Annotated in this window: 16 protein-coding genes; 4 read left to right on the top strand and 12 right to left on the bottom strand. The window is 66.0% G+C overall.

Features of this window, described 5'->3' with window-relative positions; all coding sequences use genetic code 11:
• Positions 1 to 5: 5 nt before the first annotated feature.
• The 6 genes from E4K65_RS09090 to E4K65_RS09115 are packed head-to-tail and all read right to left on the bottom strand — an operon-like array spanning position 6 to position 6,711.
• Positions 6 to 977 (bottom strand): Bug family tripartite tricarboxylate transporter substrate binding protein, encoded by a 972-nt coding sequence (locus E4K65_RS09090; protein WP_135173858.1) that lies wholly within the window; start codon positions 975 to 977, stop codon positions 6 to 8.
• Between the two features lie 56 nt (positions 978 to 1,033).
• Positions 1,034 to 2,221, bottom strand: coding sequence for an iron-containing alcohol dehydrogenase (locus E4K65_RS09095; protein ID WP_135173859.1), 1,188 nt, complete (start codon positions 2,219 to 2,221; stop codon positions 1,034 to 1,036).
• Entirely contained in the window at positions 2,178 to 3,215 is a 1,038-nt protein-coding gene (gene pdxA, locus E4K65_RS09100; protein ID WP_135173860.1) for a 4-hydroxythreonine-4-phosphate dehydrogenase PdxA, read from the bottom strand. The genes E4K65_RS09095 and pdxA overlap by 44 nt, the downstream gene beginning before the upstream one ends.
• Positions 3,212 to 4,318, bottom strand: coding sequence for a four-carbon acid sugar kinase family protein (locus tag E4K65_RS09105; RefSeq protein WP_135173861.1), 1,107 nt, complete (start codon positions 4,316 to 4,318; stop codon positions 3,212 to 3,214). The genes pdxA and E4K65_RS09105 overlap by 4 nt, the downstream gene beginning before the upstream one ends.
• Positions 4,315 to 5,760: an FAD-binding oxidoreductase gene (locus E4K65_RS09110; RefSeq protein ID WP_135173862.1), complete on the bottom strand. Its 1,446-nt coding sequence runs from the start codon at positions 5,758 to 5,760 to the stop codon at positions 4,315 to 4,317. Before E4K65_RS09110 ends, E4K65_RS09105 begins: the two co-directional genes overlap by 4 nt.
• Positions 5,761 to 5,787: 27 nt before the next feature.
• Entirely contained in the window at positions 5,788 to 6,711 is a 924-nt protein-coding gene (locus tag E4K65_RS09115; protein WP_167770667.1) for a dihydrodipicolinate synthase family protein, read from the bottom strand.
• 125 nt (positions 6,712 to 6,836) lie between these two features.
• Between E4K65_RS09115 and E4K65_RS09120 the strand changes: the two genes are divergently transcribed.
• Entirely contained in the window at positions 6,837 to 7,670 is an 834-nt protein-coding gene (locus E4K65_RS09120; protein ID WP_135173863.1) for an IclR family transcriptional regulator, read from the top strand.
• A 9-nt stretch (positions 7,671 to 7,679) separates the two neighbouring features.
• Here the strand turns inward: E4K65_RS09120 and rnz are convergent, their stop codons facing one another.
• The 4 genes from rnz to E4K65_RS09140 all read right to left on the bottom strand — a co-directional run bounded on the left by rnz (position 7,680) and on the right by E4K65_RS09140 (position 12,277).
• Positions 7,680 to 8,585, bottom strand: coding sequence for a ribonuclease Z (gene rnz, locus E4K65_RS09125; protein ID WP_135173864.1), 906 nt, complete (start codon positions 8,583 to 8,585; stop codon positions 7,680 to 7,682).
• 67 nt (positions 8,586 to 8,652) lie between these two features.
• The gene (locus tag E4K65_RS09130; protein ID WP_135173865.1) at positions 8,653 to 9,636 is read right to left on the bottom strand and encodes an antibiotic biosynthesis monooxygenase; all 984 of its coding nucleotides are present in this window, start codon (positions 9,634 to 9,636) and stop codon (positions 8,653 to 8,655) included.
• A gap of 10 nt (positions 9,637 to 9,646) precedes the next feature.
• On the bottom strand, positions 9,647 to 11,044 hold the full coding sequence (gene guaD / locus E4K65_RS09135; protein WP_135173866.1) for a guanine deaminase: 1,398 nt from the start codon (positions 11,042 to 11,044) through the stop codon (positions 9,647 to 9,649).
• A gap of 15 nt (positions 11,045 to 11,059) precedes the next feature.
• The gene (locus tag E4K65_RS09140; RefSeq protein WP_135173867.1) at positions 11,060 to 12,277 is read right to left on the bottom strand and encodes a multidrug effflux MFS transporter; all 1,218 of its coding nucleotides are present in this window, start codon (positions 12,275 to 12,277) and stop codon (positions 11,060 to 11,062) included.
• Positions 12,278 to 12,821: 544 nt separating this feature from the next.
• Here E4K65_RS09140 and E4K65_RS09145 point away from each other — a divergent pair.
• A complete protein-coding gene (locus tag E4K65_RS09145; RefSeq protein ID WP_167770668.1) occupies positions 12,822 to 14,354 on the top strand; it encodes an amidase in 1,533 nt (510 codons plus the stop codon).
• A gap of 1 nt (position 14,355) precedes the next feature.
• Here E4K65_RS09145 and E4K65_RS09150 read toward each other — a convergent pair whose 3' ends face one another.
• Positions 14,356 to 14,961, bottom strand: a complete 606-nt coding sequence (locus tag E4K65_RS09150; protein ID WP_135173869.1) for a TetR/AcrR family transcriptional regulator — start codon at positions 14,959 to 14,961, stop codon at positions 14,356 to 14,358.
• Positions 14,962 to 15,162: 201 nt separating this feature from the next.
• Between E4K65_RS09150 and E4K65_RS09155 the strand changes: the two genes are divergently transcribed.
• Both E4K65_RS09155 and E4K65_RS09160 read left to right on the top strand, forming a co-directional pair.
• The gene (locus E4K65_RS09155; RefSeq protein WP_135173870.1) at positions 15,163 to 16,407 is read left to right on the top strand and encodes an efflux RND transporter periplasmic adaptor subunit; all 1,245 of its coding nucleotides are present in this window, start codon (positions 15,163 to 15,165) and stop codon (positions 16,405 to 16,407) included.
• 185 nt (positions 16,408 to 16,592) lie between these two features.
• Positions 16,593 to 19,796 carry an efflux RND transporter permease subunit gene (locus E4K65_RS09160; protein WP_135173871.1) on the top strand — a complete coding sequence of 1,068 codons (3,204 nt, stop codon included), beginning with the start codon at positions 16,593 to 16,595 and terminating at the stop codon, positions 19,794 to 19,796.
• Here E4K65_RS09160 and E4K65_RS09165 read toward each other — a convergent pair.
• A complete protein-coding gene (locus E4K65_RS09165; RefSeq protein ID WP_135173872.1) occupies positions 19,793 to 20,521 on the bottom strand; it encodes a sulfite exporter TauE/SafE family protein in 729 nt (242 codons plus the stop codon). The two genes, E4K65_RS09160 and E4K65_RS09165, sit on opposite strands and share 4 nt — an antisense overlap.
• Positions 20,522 to 20,526: the final 5 nt, after the last annotated feature.

The raw sequence follows: 20,526 nt of genomic DNA on the forward strand, positions 1-20,526 counted from the left end.
CCCACCTATTCCAGCTTGATGTTCGCCGCCTCGATCACCTTCTTCCAGCGCGCTGTCTCCGCGGCGATGTAGGCAGCGAACGGCTCCGAATCCACCGCCACCGCAGCCGCACCGAGCTCGGCCATCTTCTGCACCGTTTCCGGTTGCTGCATGAAGGCGCGGATCTCGGTCGAGAGTTTTTCGACGATCGGCTTCGGCGTGCCCGCGGGGACGAAGAAACCGTGCCAGGCGACCGCCTCGAAGCCGGGCAGGAATTCGGCGACGGCCGGGACTTCCGGATCGAACACGGCACGCTTGGGCGTTGCGGTCGCAAGCATCGCGAGCTGGCCGGTCTTCACCTGCGGCAGCAGCAGCGGCACATTGTCGAAGGCGAGATCGATCTGGCCGCTGAGCAGATCCGTCAGCATCTGGCTGGAGCCCTTGTAAGGCACGTGCACCATCCTGGTGCCGGTCATCTGCTGAAACAGCTCGCCGGCGAGATGCTGCGAGGTGCCGACGCCGGCCGAGCCGAACGAGACCTTGTCCGGATTCGCCTTCAGATAGGCAATCAGCTCCGGCACGGTGCGCGCCTTGATCTTGTTGGGGTTCACGACGAGAACGTTGGGCACGATGCTGATCTGGGCGATCGGCACCAGATCCTTGTCCGGCTGGTAGCTGAGCTTCGGCCCATAGAGCGAGGGGTTGATGGCGAGCGCCGACGTGCTGGCAAGGCCGAGCGTGATGCCATCAGGCGCCGATTTCGCCAGCCGCGTCACGCCGAGGATCGAGCCGGCGCCGCCGACATTCTCGACCACGAAGGGCTTGCCGAGCTTGATCTGCAAATGGTTGGAGACCATGCGCGCGAAGATGTCGGCGGTGCCGCCGGCGGCGAAGGGAACGATCACCGTCACCTGCTTGGACGGATAGCCGTCCTGCGCCTTCGCCGGCAACGTCGCCAGCAGCATGACCGAGGCAAGAACAAGCCACATCGATCTCATCGAAGTTTCCTCTGTTTTACGTGTTGTTGATTGGCTGCCACGCGCGGCAGGGATAGCTAGAACGCGACCTCGTACATGTTCAGGATCGCATCCCGGCCGAGATCGCGCGGGTTGTTGTCGAGCAGGCGGCGAATGGCGCGCGCCTCGTCGGCCATCACGCCGAGATCGTTCCTGGGCACGCCGAGCGCGGACAGCCGCATCTCGATACCGAGATTCTTGCAGAACTCGTAAGTTGCGTCGAACGCGCGTTTCGCATCGCCCTGCTCCCGCAGTCCGAGCGCCCGGAGCACCGCGACCGTCTTGGCCTCGACCGCCGGCATGTTGAAGGCCAACGTGTGCGGGAAGATCACCGCGCAGGCGAGCCCGTGCGCGATATGATGGCGCGTGCCGAGCGGATAGGCCACCGCATGGCCGGCGGTGGTGTTCACCGGCCCAAGGCAATAGCCGCCATAGAGCGAAGCCAGGGCAAGACCGGCGCGCGCCTCGCGGTCGCCGCCGTCGGCCACCGCGCGCTTGAGATAGCGCCCGACCAGCCGCGCACCCTCGAGCGCATAGAGGTCGATCGTCGGATGCGACTTGCGGCTGGTGTAAGCCTCGACGCAATGCGCGAGCGCGTCGACGCCGGTGGCCGCAGTGACCTCCTTCGGCACGGTCATGGTCAAGTCCGGATCGACGATGGCGATATCGGCAAGCATGAAGCGGCTCTGCACCGCCTGCTTGTTCTGGCTGACGGGATCGGTGACGAGCGCGCGGGTGCCGGCCTCGCTGCCGGTGCCCGACGTGGTCGGTATCTGCATCAGCGCCACGCTGCGGCCGGCCACCTTCTCCGGCCCGACGATGTCGGCAAAGGCCACGTCGGAAGTGCAGAGCACCGCGACCAGCTTGGCGAGATCCATCGCGCTGCCGCCGCCGAAGCCGACCACGAGATCGGGCTTGGCCTCGCGCGCCATCGCCACGGCCTTCTCGAGATTGGGCAGGTCCGGCTCGGGCTTGACGTCGCCGAACACCTTCACCGCACCCGGCAACGCCAGCATGTCGATGCGGCGCGCATTGAACGGATCGGAAATCACCAGCGGCCGCCTGGCGCCGATCCGCTCGGCAAAGCGTGCCGCAGCCGTGATCGTGCCGTTGCCGAACTCCAGGATGGTGGGACGTTGGATTTCGATGGGTGTGAAGGCGTTGGTCATCGCGCGGTCGATCTCATGATTTGGATGCGGAAGCGCCAGCGGCCAGCCGTTCGGCATAGTCGATGGCCTCGATCAGGCTGTGCTCGTTGGCGATGCCCTTGCCGGCGATGTCGAAGGCGGTGCCATGATCGACGGAGGTGCGGATGATCGGCAGGCCCAGCGTGATGTTGACGCCGGAGAGTTCCTGCCAGCGGCCGGTCGCAGGATCGACCTGGAAGCCGAGCAGCTTGACGGGAATGTGCCCCTGGTCGTGATACATCGCGACCGCCGCATCGAACTGGCCGGCGCGCAGCTTGACGAAGATGGTGTCGCCCGGCACGGGGCCGACGACGTCAAGGCCGTCGGCGACCGCTTTGGCGATCGTCGGCGCCGACACATCGATGTCCTGCCGGCCGAACAGGCCGCCCTCGCCCGCATGCGGATTGAGCGCCGCGATCGCGATCTTCGGTTTGGCAATGCCGAGCCGGCGCAGCGCATCGTTGGTGAGGTCGATCACCAGGCGCAACCGCTCCGGCGTCAGACGCTTCGGCACGTCCTCCAGCGCGACATGGGTCGAAACATGGCTGACGCGCATGTTGCCGTGGGCGAGCAGCATCACCGAGCCGCGCACGCCGGTCAGGTGAGCCAGCATCTCGGTGTGGCCGGGGAAATGATAGCCGGCCTTGTTGAGCGCTTCCTTGTTGAGCGGAGCCGTGACGATGGCCGCGGTGCGGCCCGCCTGGGTCAGACGCACGCCCTGCTCGATCGCCTTGTAGGCGAAGCGGCCTCCATCGGCGCTGAGCACGCCCGGCTTGATCGGGTCTCCCTCGGCGTCGGCTTGCAGGTAGCAGAGGTTGGGCCATTCGCGATCGTCCGCCGACACAAGCGGGATCGCAACGTCGGTACCGAGCGCGGCCTTCGCGCCATCCAGCGCCGCGCCGCTGCCGATGATCAGCAGGCGCAGATCGCCCGTCGCGATCCGATCCTTCAGCCCGAGGCAGGCCTTGACGATGATCTCCGGCCCGATCCCGGCCGGATCGCCCATGGTGATGGCAAGATGACGAGAGGTCATGTCGGACTCTCCATTCTGAGCAAATGATTGTCCCGGAGCAGGTCGCGCCACAGCTCGCTGGGACCGAATGCGCCGGACTTCGAGACGACGTCAACGCCGGCCCAGCGACCGCCTTGCAGGATCGAGCGCGGCAACCCCGGAACGATACGCCCCGTCACCTGGAGCGCATGCGCGCCGAGGGCGACGCATGCGGCCTTCAGGGTTTCGCCGCCGGCGACGATCAATGTGCCGGGCTGTTCGAGCGCCGCGATCAGCGCCGTCATTTCGCGCGCGATCCGCCGCGCCGCCTCGGCGCGCGTCAGGCCTTCGGCGAGAGAGAATTTGACCAATGCGATTTCGTCACCGGCGAGCTTGCGCTGGACGCACGCGGCGCCCTCGCCTTCCGCAAGCGCGATGGTCGCCTCGCCGCATGCGGCGAGCTGCGACGCCGTGGCGGGCTGGTCGGAACCGAACAGCCCCAGCACCGGCAGCTTCAGCTGGCTCGGCGCATCGGCACGGTGGCTCCGGGCGAGCGCCCCGGCCAATCCGCCGCTTCCGCACCACAGCACCGGCCCCGGCATGCGCCGTCCCATCTCCACGACACGATCGAGATCGATGTCGCTCTCGGCATCGAAGACCTGAACGCCGGCCTGCGCCAGCGTATCAGCCTGCCCCTGCCGCGCCTCGATACCCTCGAGCTGCAACTGGGCGAGAAGATTGTCGCCGACGCGATGCCACTCGCCCTGCACCGTGCGCGCGAATTGCTGGCCATCGACGGTACGGCGCCCCTGATAGTCGAAGGCGGGCGCAACCACGCAAGATGCCCAATGGCCGCTGCGCAGGCAGGCGCCGAGCTCTGCCGCCCACGCACCACGCAGGAGACTATCGACCTTCTTGTAGCCGATCGTCGCCCCGCGCAGTTGCGGCGCCAGCCGCTCGACGATCTCGACGCTCTCGGCCCTGGAGCGTTCCCGCGTGCCGCTGTCGATCGCAAGGCTCCGGGAGCCTTGCGCCGCTGGCGCTTCCGGCCAGGTGACGTCGAACGGTCCGCACAGGCCGACGAACTCCGCCGCGGTGTCGAGCGCTCCGGTGAGGTCGTCGGCAAGCAGGCGAACGCTCGTCATCGCCGTACGCCTCCCGCGGCAAAAATCTTGCCCGGATTCATCAGGCCATTCGAATCGAGCAATTGCTTGATGCCGCGCATCAGCTCGATGTCGAGGGGATCGGCAACGCGGGCGAGCCGGCCGCGATTGGTGATCCCGATACCGTGCTCGGCGCTGATGGCCCCGCCTTGCGCCGCGGTCTCGTCGTCGACGATCTCATTGATCTCGGCCACCAGCCTGGCCGTCGCATCCGGGTGCTGGCAATGCACGCGATCTATCAAGGCCACGACATGGATGTTGCCGTCGCCGATATGGCCGTGCATGACCACATTCGCATGCGGCACGGCGGCCTTGATCCGGGCCTCGACATTGTTGACGAAGGCCGCCTGGCGCTCCAGCGGCACGACGCTGTCATGCGACACCACATAACCGCTGCGCTTGTTGCCTTCGGACACGCTGTGGCGGACCGCCCAGATGGCCCTCGCCTGCGCCAGGCTGGAGGCCAATATGGCGTCCTCGGCAAGCCCCGCCTCCATCGCCTCCGCCAGCACCGCGGCCAGCGGCTCGTTCAGGTCCACGCCCGCGAGCGTGTCGGTCAGCTCGACGATCAGATACCACAGCGTCGTCAGTTCGAAGGGGATCGTGACATGCGGCACGGTCTTCGCGATCGCCTCGATCTGCGACCGCGACATGATCTCGAGGCTGCCGAGCCGGTCGCCGACAGCACCGCGCAGGCGCTGCATGATCTCGAGCGCCTGCTCCGCACCCTGCAACTTCAACAACGCCAAAGCCGAGCTGCGCGGCGGCGCGAACAGTTTCAGCACCGACGCGGTGACGATGCCGAGCGTTCCCTCGGCGCCGATGAAGAGCTGCTTGAGTGCGTAACCCGTGTTGTCCTTGCGTAGCGCGCGCAAGCCGTTGAGGACGCGCCCGTCGGGCAGCACGACCTCCAGGCCGAGCACGAGATCGCGCATCGGCCCGTAGCGCAGCACGGCGGTGCCGCCGGCATTGGTCGAGATGTTGCCGCCGATCTGGCAGGAGCCCTCGGCACCGAGGCTCAAGGGAAAATAGCGATCGACGTCTCGGGCCGCGTTCTGCACCTCGGCGAGGATGCAGCCGGCCTCCACGGTGATCGTGTTGGCGAGCGGGCTGACGTCGCGCACGGCCCGCATGCGGTCGAGCCGGATCACGACATTGCCCGCGCGATCGTCCGGCGTCGCCGCGCCGCACATGCCGGTGTTGCCGCCCTGCGGCACGATGGCGAGCTGCCTTGCCGCGCAGAATTTGACGACGGAGGCGACCTCGGCGGTCGAGCCGGGCTTCACCACCGCGACGGCGCGGCCGTGATAGCGCCCGCGCCAGTCCATCACATAGGGCTCCAGGTCGGGCCCGGACGCGATGACGTGCTTGTCGCCGACGATATCAGCGAGCCCGGCCAACGCATCCTGGAAAGAATCGGACATCGGATCGCCTCGCCGCCCGCGCCAAGTCTAGACGGTGGCGGCGGCGAATGCAGCAGCATCCGCGAGCAGCTCTTTCACCTGAGCCGGCGGCAGCGATTCCAGCGGCGGTCGCAGCCGTTGCCATCCGGAATGACCGGTACGCTCGGCCACCAGCGCCTTCAGCGATGCCATCTGCGGGAACCGCGAGACCAGCTCGCGCGCCTTCACGATGCGCGCCTGCGCCGCCTTGAGCGCCGCATCGTCGTCGCTGTCGCGAGAGTGCTTGTAGACATAGGCAAGACTGCGCGCGACGAGATTGGAAGTGGCTGTGATGCAGCCCGCGCCGCCCTTGCGCAGCAACGGCAGCATCAACGGGTCCGCGCCGCCCAGGACCGCGAACCCGGGGAAGCGCTCCACCGTTGCGGTCATGTTGGCGAAATCGCCGGACGAATCCTTGATGCCGGTGAAGACGGCCGGATAGGTCTTGCGCAGCCGTTCGATCAGCGCATGCGAGATCGGCTGCGCCGACATCTGCGGATAGTGGTAGAGCACGACTTTCAGGCGCGCATCACCGATGCGCTGCACCACTTCGCTGTAGGAGGCGTAGATGCCGTCATCGCTGACGTTCTTGTAGTAGAACGGCGGCAGCATCACCACGGTGTCGACGCCGACCGAAAGCGCGTGACGCGTCAGCGCGATGGTCTCGGTGAGCGCGGCAACGCCGGTGCCGGGCAGAAGCCGCTGCGGCGCGATGCCGGCGGCCACCACGGCTTCAAGCAGCGCGGTGCGCTCAGCAACGGAAAAGGAATTGGCCTCGCCGGTCGTGCCGAGCAGCGCGATGCCGTCGCAGCCCTCATCCAGAAGGTAGCGGCAATGTTCCACGAAGCGCGCATGATCGGGGGTGAGCTCGGCGTCGAGCGGCGTCAGCGCGGCGCAGAACACGCCATGAGGGTGCAGCGATGATGTCGACAAAACTTCCTCCGGTCGCCAAATCGATATTGTTCGGAATGCGAACATTTGTTATTTGCTGATGCTGTCAGTAAAATCAGCGCGCCCCTGCGTCAAGGGTGATGCTGTCATGACGGGGGCATTCGAGCATGGCCAAGGTCCAAAAGAGGGCCGCTAAGCGCAAACCTGAAGCTAGCCCAAAGAATCCCAAGAATTATGTCGCTTCCGTCGGCAAGGCGTTTGCCGTGCTCAGGAGTTTCACCAGCGAGGCCTTCGAGCTCACCTTGAGTGAAGTTGCCGCACGCGCCGATCTCGATCGCGGGACCGCGTTCCGGCTGATCCAGACCCTGATCGAGCTCGGCTATCTCCAGCCGGTTCCGCAGAGCCGTCGGTTCCGCCTCGGTCTCGCCTGTCTCGACCTCGGCTACACCGTGCTGTCGCACGGGTCACTGCGAGCCATCGTCGAGCCGCTGCTGCGCGACCTCGTGCCTGAGGTGGGCGATGCGGCCTCGCTCGGCATCCTCGACGGCGGCGACGTGATCTATCTCGCGCGCATCGGCGCCGGCCTCGACCGTCACAAGATGGATCGGCGGCCGGGGTCGCGCATTCCTGCCTACAGCGCCGCGCTCGGCCATGTCATGCTGGCGCATCTGGCGCGGGACGAACAGATCGAGCGACTGGAAGCGCGCCCTCGCGTCAAGCTGTCGGAGCGAACGCTGACCGATCTCGATGCCCTGCTCGCCCGGCTCGATCTGGTGAGGAAGAAAGGCCATGCCGTCTCCGACGGCGAGAACGCCTATGGCTTGCGTACGCTTGCGACGCCGATCTTCGACGCCCAGGGTGTCGTGATCGGGGGATTGAGCGTCACCATCGACGCGATGCGCATGGACATGCCGGCCTTTCGCGACCAGGCGCTACCGCGGCTGATGCAGGTGACGCGCCAAGTGCAGGACATCGCGATCAAGTCGGGATTGTCGGGCTGAGGGCTGCGACTAGACGACGACGTGATCGAAGTCGGCGGCGATCCGGCTGTTCGGGAAGATCCTTGCCGCCTCGGCCAAGATCTCCTCGTCCTCGTAACGTCCCGACATATGGGTCAGCACGAGCTGCCCGACATTGTTCGCGGTCGCAAAGGCCGCCGCTTCTGCTGCGGTGAGGTGGCCATAGTCCCGCGCGGTCGGCGCGTCGCGGTCGAGGAACGTCGCCTCGATCACCAGCATGTCGGCGTCAGCGACGTATTGCGACAGCGCCTCGGTGGTCTCGGTGTCACCGATCACAACGAGCTTCCGGCCGCCGCTCGGCGGCCCCAGGACGTCCTCCGGATCAATGGTCCGGCCGCCTTCGATCACGACCGGTCGGCCTTGAGCCAATTCGCCGCGCAAGGGACCGTCCGGAACACCGAGCGACGCGAGGCGGTCGGGCTGAAGGTGGCGACGTGCTGGGCTCTGGAAGGAGAAGCCAAAGCTGTCGGTGTCGCGATGGCGGACCGGAAAGCAGTCGATGGTAAAGTCGCCGGCATCGATGACCTGGCCTTCGGTCAGGGCTGCGAACTCCACGGGGATCGGCGCCCTGCCCGGGCCCCACAGACCCGCCAGCAGCCGCATGACGATGTCGAGCGTGCCAGGGCCGCCATGAATGGTCATCACGTCCGAGGTCTGCCGCAAGCCCAGCGTCGAGAAGAGACCGGGGATGCCGAGCACGTGATCGAGATGAGCGTGCGTCAGCAGGATGCGATCGAGCCGCCGGAAGCCGGCGCCGCTGCGCAGCAACTGGCGCTGCGTGCCCTCGCCGCAATCAATCAGGATGCGCTTGCCCGCGGCCTCCACCAGGAGGGCGGGATGGTTGCGTTCCGCCGAGGGAACGCTGGCCGAGGTCCCGAGAAAAGTCAGGGCGAACATGCGCGTCAGTGTCCAGAGACCGCCGCTCTTCCCGACAGCACCGGAGCGGCCCGCACGGTGGACGGTCTTACCGTCCCCAATGCCACGCGAGCAGCAGCGCGTACAGGCCCATCGACGCGGCGTAGAGCGCGGCAAGCAGTGCGTATCCCGCGATCTGGCGGCCGAGCGCCGCCTTCGGCGTCACCCACCAGTCGAGCGCCCTGAAGGCGGCCGGCACCAGCCACCAGCCGAGCAGCTGGGTGCTCACGAGATTGCCGACGAACAGCGACAGCCAGACCGGCACACCATGGCTGTCGATCAGCGGCCGGCTGATGAAATAGCCCCAGAGGTAGACCACGGGATAGAGCACCAGCAGCACGATGAGGTTGCTCTTCCAGATCAGCGCGGGGCCCTGCTCCGGCGCCGGCGTCTTGCCGGCCGGGAACCAGAAATTGAAGCCGTAGCTCGCCCGCTTCACGTTCATGCCGGCGTTGAAGCGCGCGCCCTCCTTGAGCAGGGTCTGCCGCAACGGCGAGTCGAGCCAGGCATTGAGGTTGGCGTCGCTGTCGAACGACAGGATGACGATCCACTCATCGTGCAGGCCCGGAATGGGCCGCTCGATCTTGTGCCGCAAAAATCCTTTGAACTCGGCTTCCGCGGCCTGGATGCGCTGCTGCCATTTGAGGAATGCATCCTCGAGCCCGTCAGGTACCTTGAAGGAGATGACCGCGGAGACCGCGCTGTCGCGCTGCACGCCGGTGTCCGGCAGAATATGGACATCCTCCGACCCGACGAAGAAGCGTTGTATCTCCGCAATCAGCTTCGCCCGCACCTCGCTCTGAAGCCAGGCGCGCGCCGCGGCCGGGCTGGCGAAGCGCAGGATCGTCACCCAGTCCAAATGCGCCGGCGGTTGCGGCGGCACCACCTCCTGGCCGAGGAAGCCGGGCCACGCCTTGAGCACCTCGCCGACCTCGCCGTTCCACCGCGCGAACGCGGCAAAGCCCTCGTCGGCGATGCGGCGCTGGATGACGAGGGCGACCGGCTGGCCGGCCATATCGGGTGATCCGTTCATCGCGCCCGCTTCAGCTCTTCTTGTAGAGACGCTTGCCCATCACCCAGGTCTCGTCGACGCAGCGATCATCGCCGACCATCATGACGGCGAACAGCATGTTCGCAGCGTCATCGACCGTGCGCGGACCGGCACCGTCGGCGACCAGCGACTGGTGCCAGGGTTGAGCGACCGGGCCGCCGTTCGGATCGAGCGCGACGAAATCGGCTTCCTTGCCGGGCTCGAAATTGCCGAGCTTGTCGTCGATGTAGAGGCCTTCGGCGCCGCCGAGCGTGACCGACCAGAAGCCACGATAGGGCGAGAGCTTGTTGCGCTCGGCTTCCGCGAGGTCCTTGCGCGCCGGATCGATGCTGCCGTCGAGCATCGTGTTGTTGCACATGCCGACCTTGTAGGCGTCGTCGAGCACGGAGATCATCGAGAAGCGGTTGCCACCGCCGACGTCGGTGCCGAACGACATCTTGACGCGATGTTCGGGATCGGTGGCGCGGCCGAGGCGGAACAGGCCGCTGCCGAGGAACAGGTTCGAGCACGGGCAGAACACCACCGCTGCGCCCTTCTTCGACATGCGGCGGAATTCGTTGTTCGAGAGATAGACGCCGTGGCCGCCGGAGAATTTTGGACCGACCAGATCGAACTTCTCGTAGACGCCGAGATAATCCTGGCAGTCCGGATGCTCGACCAGCACGCCGCTGCATTCGGCCGGGTTCTCGGAGATGTGGGTGTTGACCCAGCAGTCCGGATGCTCGTGCTTGAGGCGCTGACACGCCTTGAGCAGCTCCGGCGAGGCGCCGAAGGCGAAGCGCGGCGTGATGGCGTAGAGGTTGCGCCCCTTGTTGTGGTACTGCGCGATGAGACGCTTGCTGTCGCGATAGAAGTTTTCGGGCGTGTCGATGAATTCGGCCGGCGCGTTGCGGTCGATCCCGGTAAGGCCCGCGATCACGCGCATGTTGCGGCGAGCCGCTTCCTCGAACAGCTCTTCGGTCGAGACCGGCGAGGAGCTGGTGAAGGCCTGGCAGGTGGTGGTGCCGGCGGCGAGCAGTGCATCGAGGAAACGCTTCACGCCTTCGCGCGCATAGTTGCGGTCCTTGTACTTGATCTCCTCGGGATAGATCGACTTCTGCAGCCACGGCAGCAGCTGTTCGCCATAGGCCCCGAGCACGCGGGTCTGCGGCAGATGGATGTGGCCGTCGATGAAGCCCGGAACGATGATGCGGTCCTTGATGTGGGTGATCTCAACGCCGGGATGAGCGGCGGCGATCTTGTCATAGGAGCCGAACGCCTTGATGACGCCGTCGGTGACGACCATGAGGCCGTCCTGGTGAAAGCGCGCGGCGGCCTGCTCGTTGCCGATGTGCTTCCAGGGATCGTCGACGAAGTCGAAGAACGTGCCGCGAATACCGACGGTGGTCATGAACTGGTTCCTTCCTTAAGTCTGTGTGGCGTGGCGCGCAGCGGGCAGCGAGATCGCGAGCAGCGTGCCCGCAACAGTGCAGAGGCCGAGATAGAGCCAGCCGATCGGCGCCTGCGTTGCTTCAGGCAGCACAGCTGCGATCGCCATGGCACCGCTCACCGCGAGGTAGCAGAGCGCGCTGATGAGGCCGCCGATCAGGCCGTGATCACGCTCGAACAGGCCGAGCGCCATGCCGTACATCATCGGGCACAGGACGCCGCAGCCGCCGAGCACCAGCGCGCCGCCAATCGTGATCGACGCGAAATCGAGACCGATGGTCATGCCGGTCGCGGTCAGGACCGCGGAGCCTGCGAGAAACAGCGCGAAGGCGCCGAAGCCCAGCGCGCGCGCCGGCATGACGCGCGCGAAATGCGCGCAACCGAGCTCGCCGGCGAGATTGACGCCGCCAAGGCCGAGCGCGACGAGGCCGTAGATGGCCGCCGAATAACCGAGGCCGGTCTGGTAGAAGAACGGCGCGACGACGCCGAACGCCAGCTGCGCGCTGGCGGTAGCGGCAAAGACCAGCACGAAGGCCAGGAAGCCCGGACGGACCAGCGCCTCGCGGAGGATGCCGGCGGTGCGGCGCGGATCGAACGGCGCGCGGCGATCCGCCGGCAAGGTTTCGGGCAGCAGCAGCACGACGATCGCGGCGACGATCGCCGCGGCAATGGCGATGATGACGAACACTCCGCGCCACGACGTCAGCTCGACGATGAAGCCGCCGGCCGCCGGCGCAAGCACGGGCGCGAGCCCCCAAGCCGCGCCAAGCAGGCCGGAGATTGCGGTGAGCTCGCGGCCGCGAAAGCAATCGGCCGCGACCGCGTAGGCGACGACGAGACAGGTGCAGCCGCCGACGCCTTGCAGGAAGCGCAGCGCGAGCAGCAGCGAGGCGCTGGCGGCGAGCGCACAGGCAATGCTCATCGCGATGAGCACCGATAGCCCTGCGAGCAGGACGTTGCGGCGCCCCAGCGTATCGGAGGCGATGCCGACTGGCACGAGTGCCAGACTCATGCCGAGCATGTAGGCGGTGACGGTGTTCTGCATCGACGCCGGATCGGCGGAAAGATCCACCACCATCTGCGGCAGGCCGGGCGTGTAGGCATCGAGTGGAATCTGGCTGAACGGCACGACGCACAACAGGATCGGCACGATCCCACCCTTCGCGCGACCGGCGTCAGATGCAAGTGCAGTCATGGGTTACGCCCCCTCGATGCCCGCGGCTCCTGTCTTTTCGTGCGCGCAATGCGATGCGGCGATGCAGGCTGCGGATATTGACGCGCGGAGCGTGCCAGAACTGTGTGTAAAAATTCTTAGGAGTTCCGGTTGAATACGGACTCTGGCGGGTTGTTCTGTCTCTGTTGGAACGCTCAGACAAAAAACGCGAAAACAACCCCATGCACAGTACAAATCATTGAAGAATTTCGCCCCGCGCGGCGCGAGCCCCGCCAGCGCAGACGTTTGACACGTCGGGCAAGACAGGCGCAGGATTGCATGATCGCCGCTTGGGAACTCGCCGTCGAGCCGACGCCATTAACCGTTCGGAAGGCATCGCTGTTTTCGGACGGTACTCCCCCCAATTGGCAAGCAGGTCTGGTGACCGCTGCGCGGCCTCCTCACGCGAATTGCAGCTTCGTAGCCTGGATGGAGCGCAGCGTAATCCGGGTCCTGCATCCGCATTGGGATATGTCCCGGATTGCGCTACGCTCCATCCGGGCTACGAAGTATCAGCAGTCACACAATGGAGATCGTGATGCAGCGCGGGCTGGCCTCGGATGCCGCTGACTTGGAAGTTGACTTGGACTACGGCTCGATCAGCACACTTCTGGCTGCCCTGCACGCCCGCAAGATCTCTGCGTCGGAGCTGCTCGAGCATACGATCGCGCGGATCGAGGTGCTGGACGGGCGGATCAATGCCGTCATCGTTCGCGATTTCGATCGCGCAAGAGACGCCGCGCGCGCGGCCGACGCGGCGCTTGGCCGCGGCGAGCGCCAGCCATTGCTCGGCATTCCCGTGACCCTCAAGGAACCGTTCAACGTCGCCGGCCTGCCGACAACATGGGGCTTTCCGCATTTCAGGGATTTCCAACCGGCGGAGGATGCCCTCGTCGTCTCGCGGTTGAAGGCGGCGGGCGCCGTCATCATCGGCAAGACCAATATCCCGATCGGGCTGCGGGATTTCCAGAGCTACAACGACATCCACGGCACGACGAACAACCCGTGGGATCTCGGCCGATCACCCGGCGGCTCCTCGGGCGGATCAGGGGCGGCGCTGGCCGCGGGCTTCGGTCCGCTCTCGATCGGCTCGGATATCGGCGGCTCGATCCGGGTGCCTTCGCATTTCTGCGGTGTGTTCGGACACAAGCCGAGCCTCGGGCTGGTCCCGCTGCGCGGATACAGCCTGCCGCCGGCGCTACCCGTCCCTGGTCAGGGCGATCTGGCTGTCGTTGGACCGATGGCGCGCACGGCCTCGGATCTCGCCCTGGCGCTCGACGTGATTGCCGGCCCCGACGAGACGCGGGACGGGATCGGCTATCGCCTTGCACTGCCGGCGCCGCGACATGACCAGCTCATGAATTTCAGGATCCTCGTGATCGATACGCATCCGTTGATGCCGACGGGTGACGCCGTGCGTTCAGCCATTGGACGATTGGCAGACCGGCTCGACAAATCGGAGGCGCGGGTCGCGCGCTCGAGCACGCTGCTACCTGATCTCGCCGAATCCGCGCGGCTGTACATGAAGCTGTTGAACGCCGCGCGAAGTCCGCGCCTGACCCAGGCCACCCTCGCGGAGGCGCAAGAAGTTGCCGCGACACTCTCGCCCGACGACCGCAGCCTGCAGGCCGAGCGCGCCCGCGGCTGGGGCATGATCCATCGTGAGTGGCTGGCGACCGACGCGGCCCGCCTGCAACTGCAACAGAAGTGGCAGCAGCTCTTTCGCGAGTTCGATGCGGTGATCTACCCGGCCGCCGCCGTGCCGGCGTTTCCACATGACCAGTCCGAGCCGTTCGACGCACGGCAGCTCGACATCGATGGCAAGCTCTACAATTACTCCGATGCGTGCTTCATCTGGGCTGATCCCGCATCGACCTGCGGCCTGCCGGCAACCGCCGTTCCGATCGAGCGCACGCCTTCGGGCCTGCCGATCGGCGTGCAGATCATCGGGCCTTATCTCGAGGACCGGACAACGATTGCGCTGGCCGGGCTGATCGAGCGCGAGATCGGTGGGTTTGTCCCACCGCCGTCGCTGCCGGCAACGTCATCCGCGAAATGAATCAGGTTCTCTCGGCCGACTGCGCCTCGACCGCCTGTACCGCGACGTTCGCCACTTGCCGCAGCGCTTCGCGATCCGCGCCCGAAGACGCCATCACGCCCATGCCGACGGACACCGCCGACACATAACGCGCGAGCGCTGCGGGATCAGAACTCGGCTTCAGATCGCCTTCCGCCTTGGCGCGGACAAATCGGTCTCGGAGCTGGTCCTCGTTCTGGCCGCGGCGGGCGGCGAGTTCGAAGGGGACGTTCTCGGAGCCGCTGCCGCAGGCGATGCCGCCCTGCACGAGCAGGCATCCGGGCGGATTGGCGGGATCGGTCTGCTTCTCGGCGATACCCATCAGCATCCGCTCGGCGACGTCGCGGGCGGTCGGCGCCGCGACCACTTCGTCCATCCAGACGTCGCGCAATTTGGTGTAGCGATCGAGCGCGGCCTTCAGCAGACCTTCCTTGTTGCCGAAACAGGCATAAAGGCTCGGCGGGTTGATGCCCATCGCCTCGGTGAGCTGGGCAATCGTGGCGCCCTCATAGCCATGGCGCCAAAACACTTCCATCGCCTGATCCAACGCCACATCGGCGTCGAACTCGCGGGGGCGTCCCATGCCCATGTGCCTGTCTCCTCGGAATTCACGTTCTGCCTGAGGCTTAACGCCTGATCCTATCTATTTGTTCTGGCTTTATTTTCTCTTCCGCCTTCCAATTCTTGCGGTAAGCGGCTACAATTTTCTTAGCGAACGGTACATAAGTATCTTGCGCTGCGGTATCCAGCTCCACATCTGTAGTGAACACTACATATCTGGAGCGCGCAAATGCCCCCCTCCCAAAACACCTCTCGCCCTGGCCGTATCCGCCGCCTTCTCGGCGGCGTCGCTATCGTGGGCGCCCTCGCCGTGGCCGGTTCGATCGCGACCGGCCATTACTTCCGTGCCGCACAGGCAACCGCAACGGCGGCCGCGGCCGAGCAGGCCGTCCCCGTTACGGTCGCGCTGATCGAACCGCGGCCGACTGTGCTGTGGGACGATTTCTCCGGCCGGCTCGAAGCCATCCACCGCGTCGAGCTTCGCCCGCGCGTGGCGGGCGCGATCATGTCGGCCAACTTCACCGAAGGCGCGCTGGTGAAAGCGGGCGACGTCTTGTTCAAGATCGATCCGGCGCCCTACGCGGCCGAGGTGGACAAGGCCAACGCCCAGCTCGAGGCGGCGAAGGCGCGCGTGGTGTTCACCCAGAGCGAGCTCGAGCGCGGTGCGCAGCTCGTCGGCAATGCCGTCGTCACGCGGCGCGATTACGACCAGCGCGACAATGCCAATCGCGAGGCCATCGCCAACGTCAAGGCGGCCGAAGCGACGCTCCAGACCGCAAGGCTCAATCTCGATTACACCGAGGTGCGCGCGCCCGTGGACGGCCGCGTCGGCAAGATCGAGGTCACCGTCGGCAATCTCGTCGCCGCCGGCACCGCCTCCCCGGTGCTGACCTCGCTGGTTTCCGTTAATCCGATCTACGCGTCGTTCGATGCGGATGAAGAGGTCGTGCTGCACGCGCTGAACTCGATCGCAGATGCTTCCGGCAAGCGCGGCAATCTCGACCAGATCCCGGTGGGGATGGCGACCTCCGGCGGTCTATCGGCGAAAGGCCATATCCAGCTCATCGACAACCAGGTCAACGGCCAGAGCGGCACCATCCGCGTCCGCGCGGTGTTCCAGAACGCGGACGGGCGCCTGATCCCCGGCCAGTTCGCCCGCGTGCGCATGGGCCAGCCGAAGCAGCAGACGCTGGTGATGATCGACGAGCGCGCGATCGGCACCGACCAGGACAAGAAGTTCGTGATGGCGGTCGGCGACGACAGCCGCGCGGTCTACCGTCCGGTCACGCTTGGCGGCGCCGTCGACGGCTTGCGCATCGTCACCGCGGGCCTGAAGCCGGGCGACCGCATCGTCGTCAACGGCCTCCAGCGCGTGCGTCCCGGCGCCCTCCTCAAGACGGAGGTGGCGGCGATGGGAGCGCGCGGGCCGCAGCAGGCATCCAACCACAGCAACCAGGACGTCGTGCAACGCTGACATCCTCTGTCATTCCGGGGCGCGCGTAGCGCGAACTACGGTGCGCAATTGTGCACCTGAGAATCTCGAAGTTACTGAACTCCGACCACTTCACCTCTAGATTCCGGGTTCGCGGGCTTCGCCCGCGCCCCGGGATGACGGTGGGGCGGTCGGAGCACCGCAGAATATTGCCCAGGGGCAAAGCCATGAATCTCTCAAAGTTCTTCATTGATCGTCCGATTTTCGCCGGCGTGCTGTCGGTCCTGATCTTCCTTGCCGGCCTGATCTCGCTGTTCGCGATGCCGATCTCGGAATACCCGGACGTGGTGCCGCCCTCGGTCCTCGTGCGCGCGACCTATCCCGGCGCCAATCCGAAGGTGATCGCGGAGACGGTGGCGACCCCGATCGAGGAACAGATCAACGGCGTCGAAGGCATGCTCTACATGTCGAGCCAGGCCACCACCGACGGCGCCATGACGCTGACGGTGACGTTCCGCCTCGGCACCGACCCCGACAAGGCGACGCAGCTGGTGCAGAACCGGGTGCAGCAGGCCGAGCCGCGCCTGCCGGCCGTGGTGCGCCAGCTCGGCATCATCACCAAGAAGTCGTCGCCCGACCTCACCATGGTCGTACATCTGCTGTCGCCGAACGGTCGCTACGACATGACGTATTTGCGCAACTACGCGGTGCTCAACGTCAAGGACCGGCTGGCGCGGATCGACGGCGTCGGTGACGTCCAGCTCTACGGTGCCGGCGACTATTCGATGCGGGTCTGGGTCGATCCGCAGAAGGCGGCGGAACACGGGCTGACCGCGAGCGATATCGTCAAATCGATCCAGGCGCAGAACGTCGAGGCCGCCGCCGGCGTGGTCGGCTCCTCCCCGAACGTCAAGGGCATCGACCTCCAGCTCTCCGTCAACGCGGAAGGGCGGCTCGCGAACGAGGAGCAGTTCGGCGACATCGTGGTCAAGACCGGCGCGCGCGGCGAAGTGGTGCGCTTACGCGACGTCGCGCGCATCGAGCTTGGCGCGTCCGAATACGGCCTGCGCTCGCTGCTCGACAACAAGCAGGCGGTGGCGATCCCGATCTTCCAGGCGCCGGGCTCCAATGCGCTCCAGATTTCCGACCACGTCCGCGCCACCATGGCCGAGATCAAGAAGAACATGCCGGAGGGCGTGTCCTACCAGATCGTCTACGACCCGACCCAGTTCGTGCGCTCTTCGATCGAGGCTGTGATCCACACGCTGCTGGAGGCGATCGCGCTGGTGGTGCTGGTCGTGATCCTGTTCCTCCAGACCTGGCGAGCTTCCATCATCCCGCTGCTCGCGGTGCCCGTGTCGATCGTCGGCACCTTTGCCGTGATGCACATGTTCGGCTTCTCCATCAACGCGCTCAGCCTGTTCGGCCTCGTGCTCGCGATCGGCATCGTCGTCGACGACGCCATCGTCGTGGTCGAGAACGTCGAGCGCAACATCGAGGCCGGGCTGTCGCCGCGCGATGCCACCTATCAGGCGATGCGCGAGGTTTCAGGTCCGATCATCGCAATCGCGATGGTGCTGATCGCGGTCTTCGTGCCGCTCGCCTTCATCTCCGGCCTCACCGGGCAGTTCTACAAGCAGTTCGCGCTGACGATCGCGATCTCGACCGTGATTTCGGCGGTCAACTCGCTGACGCTGTCCCCGGCGTTGTCGGCGCTGCTGCTCAAGGGCCACAATGAGCCGAAGGACCGGCTGACGATCATCATGGAAAAGAGCCTTGGCTGGTTCTTCCGTGGCTTCAACCGCGCCTTCACGCGTTCATCCGAGAATTACAGCGGCACCGTCACAAAGGTGATCTCCGGCAAGGCCGCGGTGATGGGCCTTTACATCGTGCTGGTCGGCCTCACCGCCTTCCTGTTCCAGCAGGTGCCCAGCGGCTTCGTGCCGGGCCAGGACAAGCAATATCTGGTCGGCTTCTCGCGGCTGCCTGACGGTGCAACGCTCGACCGCACCGAAGAGGTGATCCGCAAGATGAGCGACGTCGCGCTGACCCAGCCCGGTGTCGAGAGCTCTGTCGCCTTCCCGGGCCTGTCGATCTCCGGCTTCACCAACTCCTCCAATGCCGGCATCGTGTTCTCGACGCTGAAGCCGTTCGACGAGCGCAAGAGCCCGGCCCTGAGCGGCAATGCCATCGCGGCCGATCTCAACAAGAAATACGCCGGCATCCAGGAAGCCTTCATCGCCATGTTCCCGCCGCCGCCGGTCAACGGCCTCGGCACCATCGGCGGCTTCAAGCTGCAGATCGAGGACCGCGCCGGCCTCGGCTACGAGGCCCTGAACGAGGCGACCAAGGCGTTCATGGCGGCGATGCAGAAGGCGCCGGAGATCGCCGGCGTGTTCTCGAGCTTCCAGGTCAACGTGCCCCAGCTCTTCGCCGACATCGACCGTACCAAGGCGCTCCAGCTCGGGGTGCCCGTGACGGAGGTGTTCAACACACTCCAGATCTACCTCGGCTCCTACTACGTCAACGACTTCAACAAGTTTGGCCGCACCTACTCCGTCCGCGTCCAGGCCGACGCGCCGTTCCGCGCCCGGGCCGACGACATCCGGCAGCTGAAGGTGCGTTCGTCCTCCGGCGACATGGTGCCGTTGTCCGCACTGCTCAAGATCCGCCAGAGCGCGGGTCCGGAGCGCGCGATCCGATACAACGGCTTCCTGTCGTCCGACATCAACGCGGCGGCTGCCCCCGGCTTCTCATCCGGCCAGGCGCAGGAGGCAGCGACGCGGATCGCGGCGGAAACGCTACCGCCCGGCTTTGCCTTCGAATGGACCGACCTGACCTATCAGGAATTCATCGCCGGCAATTCCGGGCTCTGGGTGTTCCCGCTGGCGATCCTGCTGGTGTTCCTGGTGCTGGCCGCGCTCTACGAGAGCCTGACCCTGCCGCTCTCGATCATCATGATCGTGCCGATGGGTCTGCTGGCGGCGATGTTCGGCGTCTGGATGTCCAAGGGCGACAACAACGTCTTCACCCAGATCGGCCTCATCGTTCTCGTCGGACTCTCGGCCAAGAATGCGATCCTGATCGTCGAATTCGCGCGCGAGCTCGAATTCGCCGGGCGCACGCCGATCCGGGCCGCGATCGAGGCGAGCCGGCTGCGGCTACGTCCGATCCTGATGACCTCGATGGCGTTCATCATGGGCGTCTTGCCGCTGGTGCTCTCGACCGGCGCGGGCTCCGAGATGCGGCGCGCCATGGGCGTTGCCGTGTTCTCCGGCATGATCGGCGTCACCGTGTTCGGCCTGTTCCTGACGCCGGTGTTCTACGTGCTGCTCAGAACCATCACCGGCAACAAGCCGCTGGTACATCACAGCAGCGACATCAGCGCCGCGCCGGTCCAGGGGCTTCATCACGAAGGCGCCGGCCACTAGATCAGGGAAATCCCCGACACCAGCAGCAGAGCGAGCACGGTCTTGCGAAAGACCGTCTCGTTGACGCGGCGAAAGGCGATCACACCGAGCGCGGAACCGGCGAACAGCGCCGGCAGGCTGACCGCGAGATCGACGAAGACCTTTGACGACAGGTCCTGGTGTCCGACCAGCAGCGCGATGGCGAAGACCTGCATCGCAGCGATGAACGGCTGCACCAGGCCACGCTGCTCGCTCTTGGGCATGCCGCGCATGTCGCACCAGATCGTCGGGATCGCGCCGGGCATGGCGGTCAGCCCGCCGACCAGCCCTCCCCCGAACCCGATCAGCGCGACCCAGTGCCGGCCGACGGCCTCGCCGGCCGTCACCAGCGTCGGCCGCAGCATCATGTAGGCGGCATAGAGCGCGACGATGATGCCGAAGCCCCGCCTGAGCAGATGCGTATCGGTGGACTGCAACAGCGACACCGCGATGGGAACGCCGATCAATCCGCCGACGATCAGCAGCAGGCTGCCCTCCCAGCGGATGCTGCGCCGAAGCGCCCACAGATTGGTCGCCTGCACGCCGATGCTGCACGCCATCATCAGCGGCACGGCCTCCAGCGGCTGAAACACCCGGAGCAGAATGGCGCCCGCTACGGCCGAGAATGCGAATCCCGACAGACCCGAAACGAAGGCGCCGGCGAATACGGCAACGCTGAGCAGAACCAGTGTCGTGACATCAGGCACGGACC

This window comes from Bradyrhizobium niftali, assembly GCF_004571025.1.
Taxonomy (GTDB): Bacteria; Pseudomonadota; Alphaproteobacteria; order Rhizobiales; family Xanthobacteraceae; genus Bradyrhizobium; species Bradyrhizobium niftali.

Excerpts from the sequence above, each read along its gene's own strand:
- pdxA (WP_135173860.1), bottom strand. The coding sequence starts at position 3,215 with ATGACCTCTCGTCATCTTGCCATCACCATGGGCGATCCGGCCGGGATC.
- guaD (WP_135173866.1), bottom strand. The coding sequence starts at position 11,044 with ATGACCACCGTCGGTATTCGCGGCACGTTCTTCGACTTCGTCGACGAT.
- E4K65_RS09110 (WP_135173862.1), bottom strand. The coding sequence starts at position 5,760 with ATGTCCGATTCTTTCCAGGATGCGTTGGCCGGGCTCGCTGATATCGTC.
- E4K65_RS09155 (WP_135173870.1), top strand. The coding sequence starts at position 15,163 with ATGCCCCCCTCCCAAAACACCTCTCGCCCTGGCCGTATCCGCCGCCTT.
- E4K65_RS09145 (WP_167770668.1), top strand. The coding sequence starts at position 12,822 with ATGGAGATCGTGATGCAGCGCGGGCTGGCCTCGGATGCCGCTGACTTG.
- E4K65_RS09130 (WP_135173865.1), bottom strand. The coding sequence starts at position 9,636 with ATGAACGGATCACCCGATATGGCCGGCCAGCCGGTCGCCCTCGTCATC.
- E4K65_RS09140 (WP_135173867.1), bottom strand. The coding sequence starts at position 12,277 with ATGACTGCACTTGCATCTGACGCCGGTCGCGCGAAGGGTGGGATCGTG.
- E4K65_RS09095 (WP_135173859.1), bottom strand. The coding sequence starts at position 2,221 with ATGCCGAACGGCTGGCCGCTGGCGCTTCCGCATCCAAATCATGAGATC.
- E4K65_RS09105 (WP_135173861.1), bottom strand. The coding sequence starts at position 4,318 with ATGACGAGCGTTCGCCTGCTTGCCGACGACCTCACCGGAGCGCTCGAC.
- rnz (WP_135173864.1), bottom strand. The coding sequence starts at position 8,585 with ATGTTCGCCCTGACTTTTCTCGGGACCTCGGCCAGCGTTCCCTCGGCG.
- E4K65_RS09120 (WP_135173863.1), top strand. The coding sequence starts at position 6,837 with ATGGCCAAGGTCCAAAAGAGGGCCGCTAAGCGCAAACCTGAAGCTAGC.
- E4K65_RS09160 (WP_135173871.1), top strand. The coding sequence starts at position 16,593 with ATGAATCTCTCAAAGTTCTTCATTGATCGTCCGATTTTCGCCGGCGTG.
- E4K65_RS09090 (WP_135173858.1), bottom strand. The coding sequence starts at position 977 with ATGAGATCGATGTGGCTTGTTCTTGCCTCGGTCATGCTGCTGGCGACG.
- E4K65_RS09150 (WP_135173869.1), bottom strand. The coding sequence starts at position 14,961 with ATGGGCATGGGACGCCCCCGCGAGTTCGACGCCGATGTGGCGTTGGAT.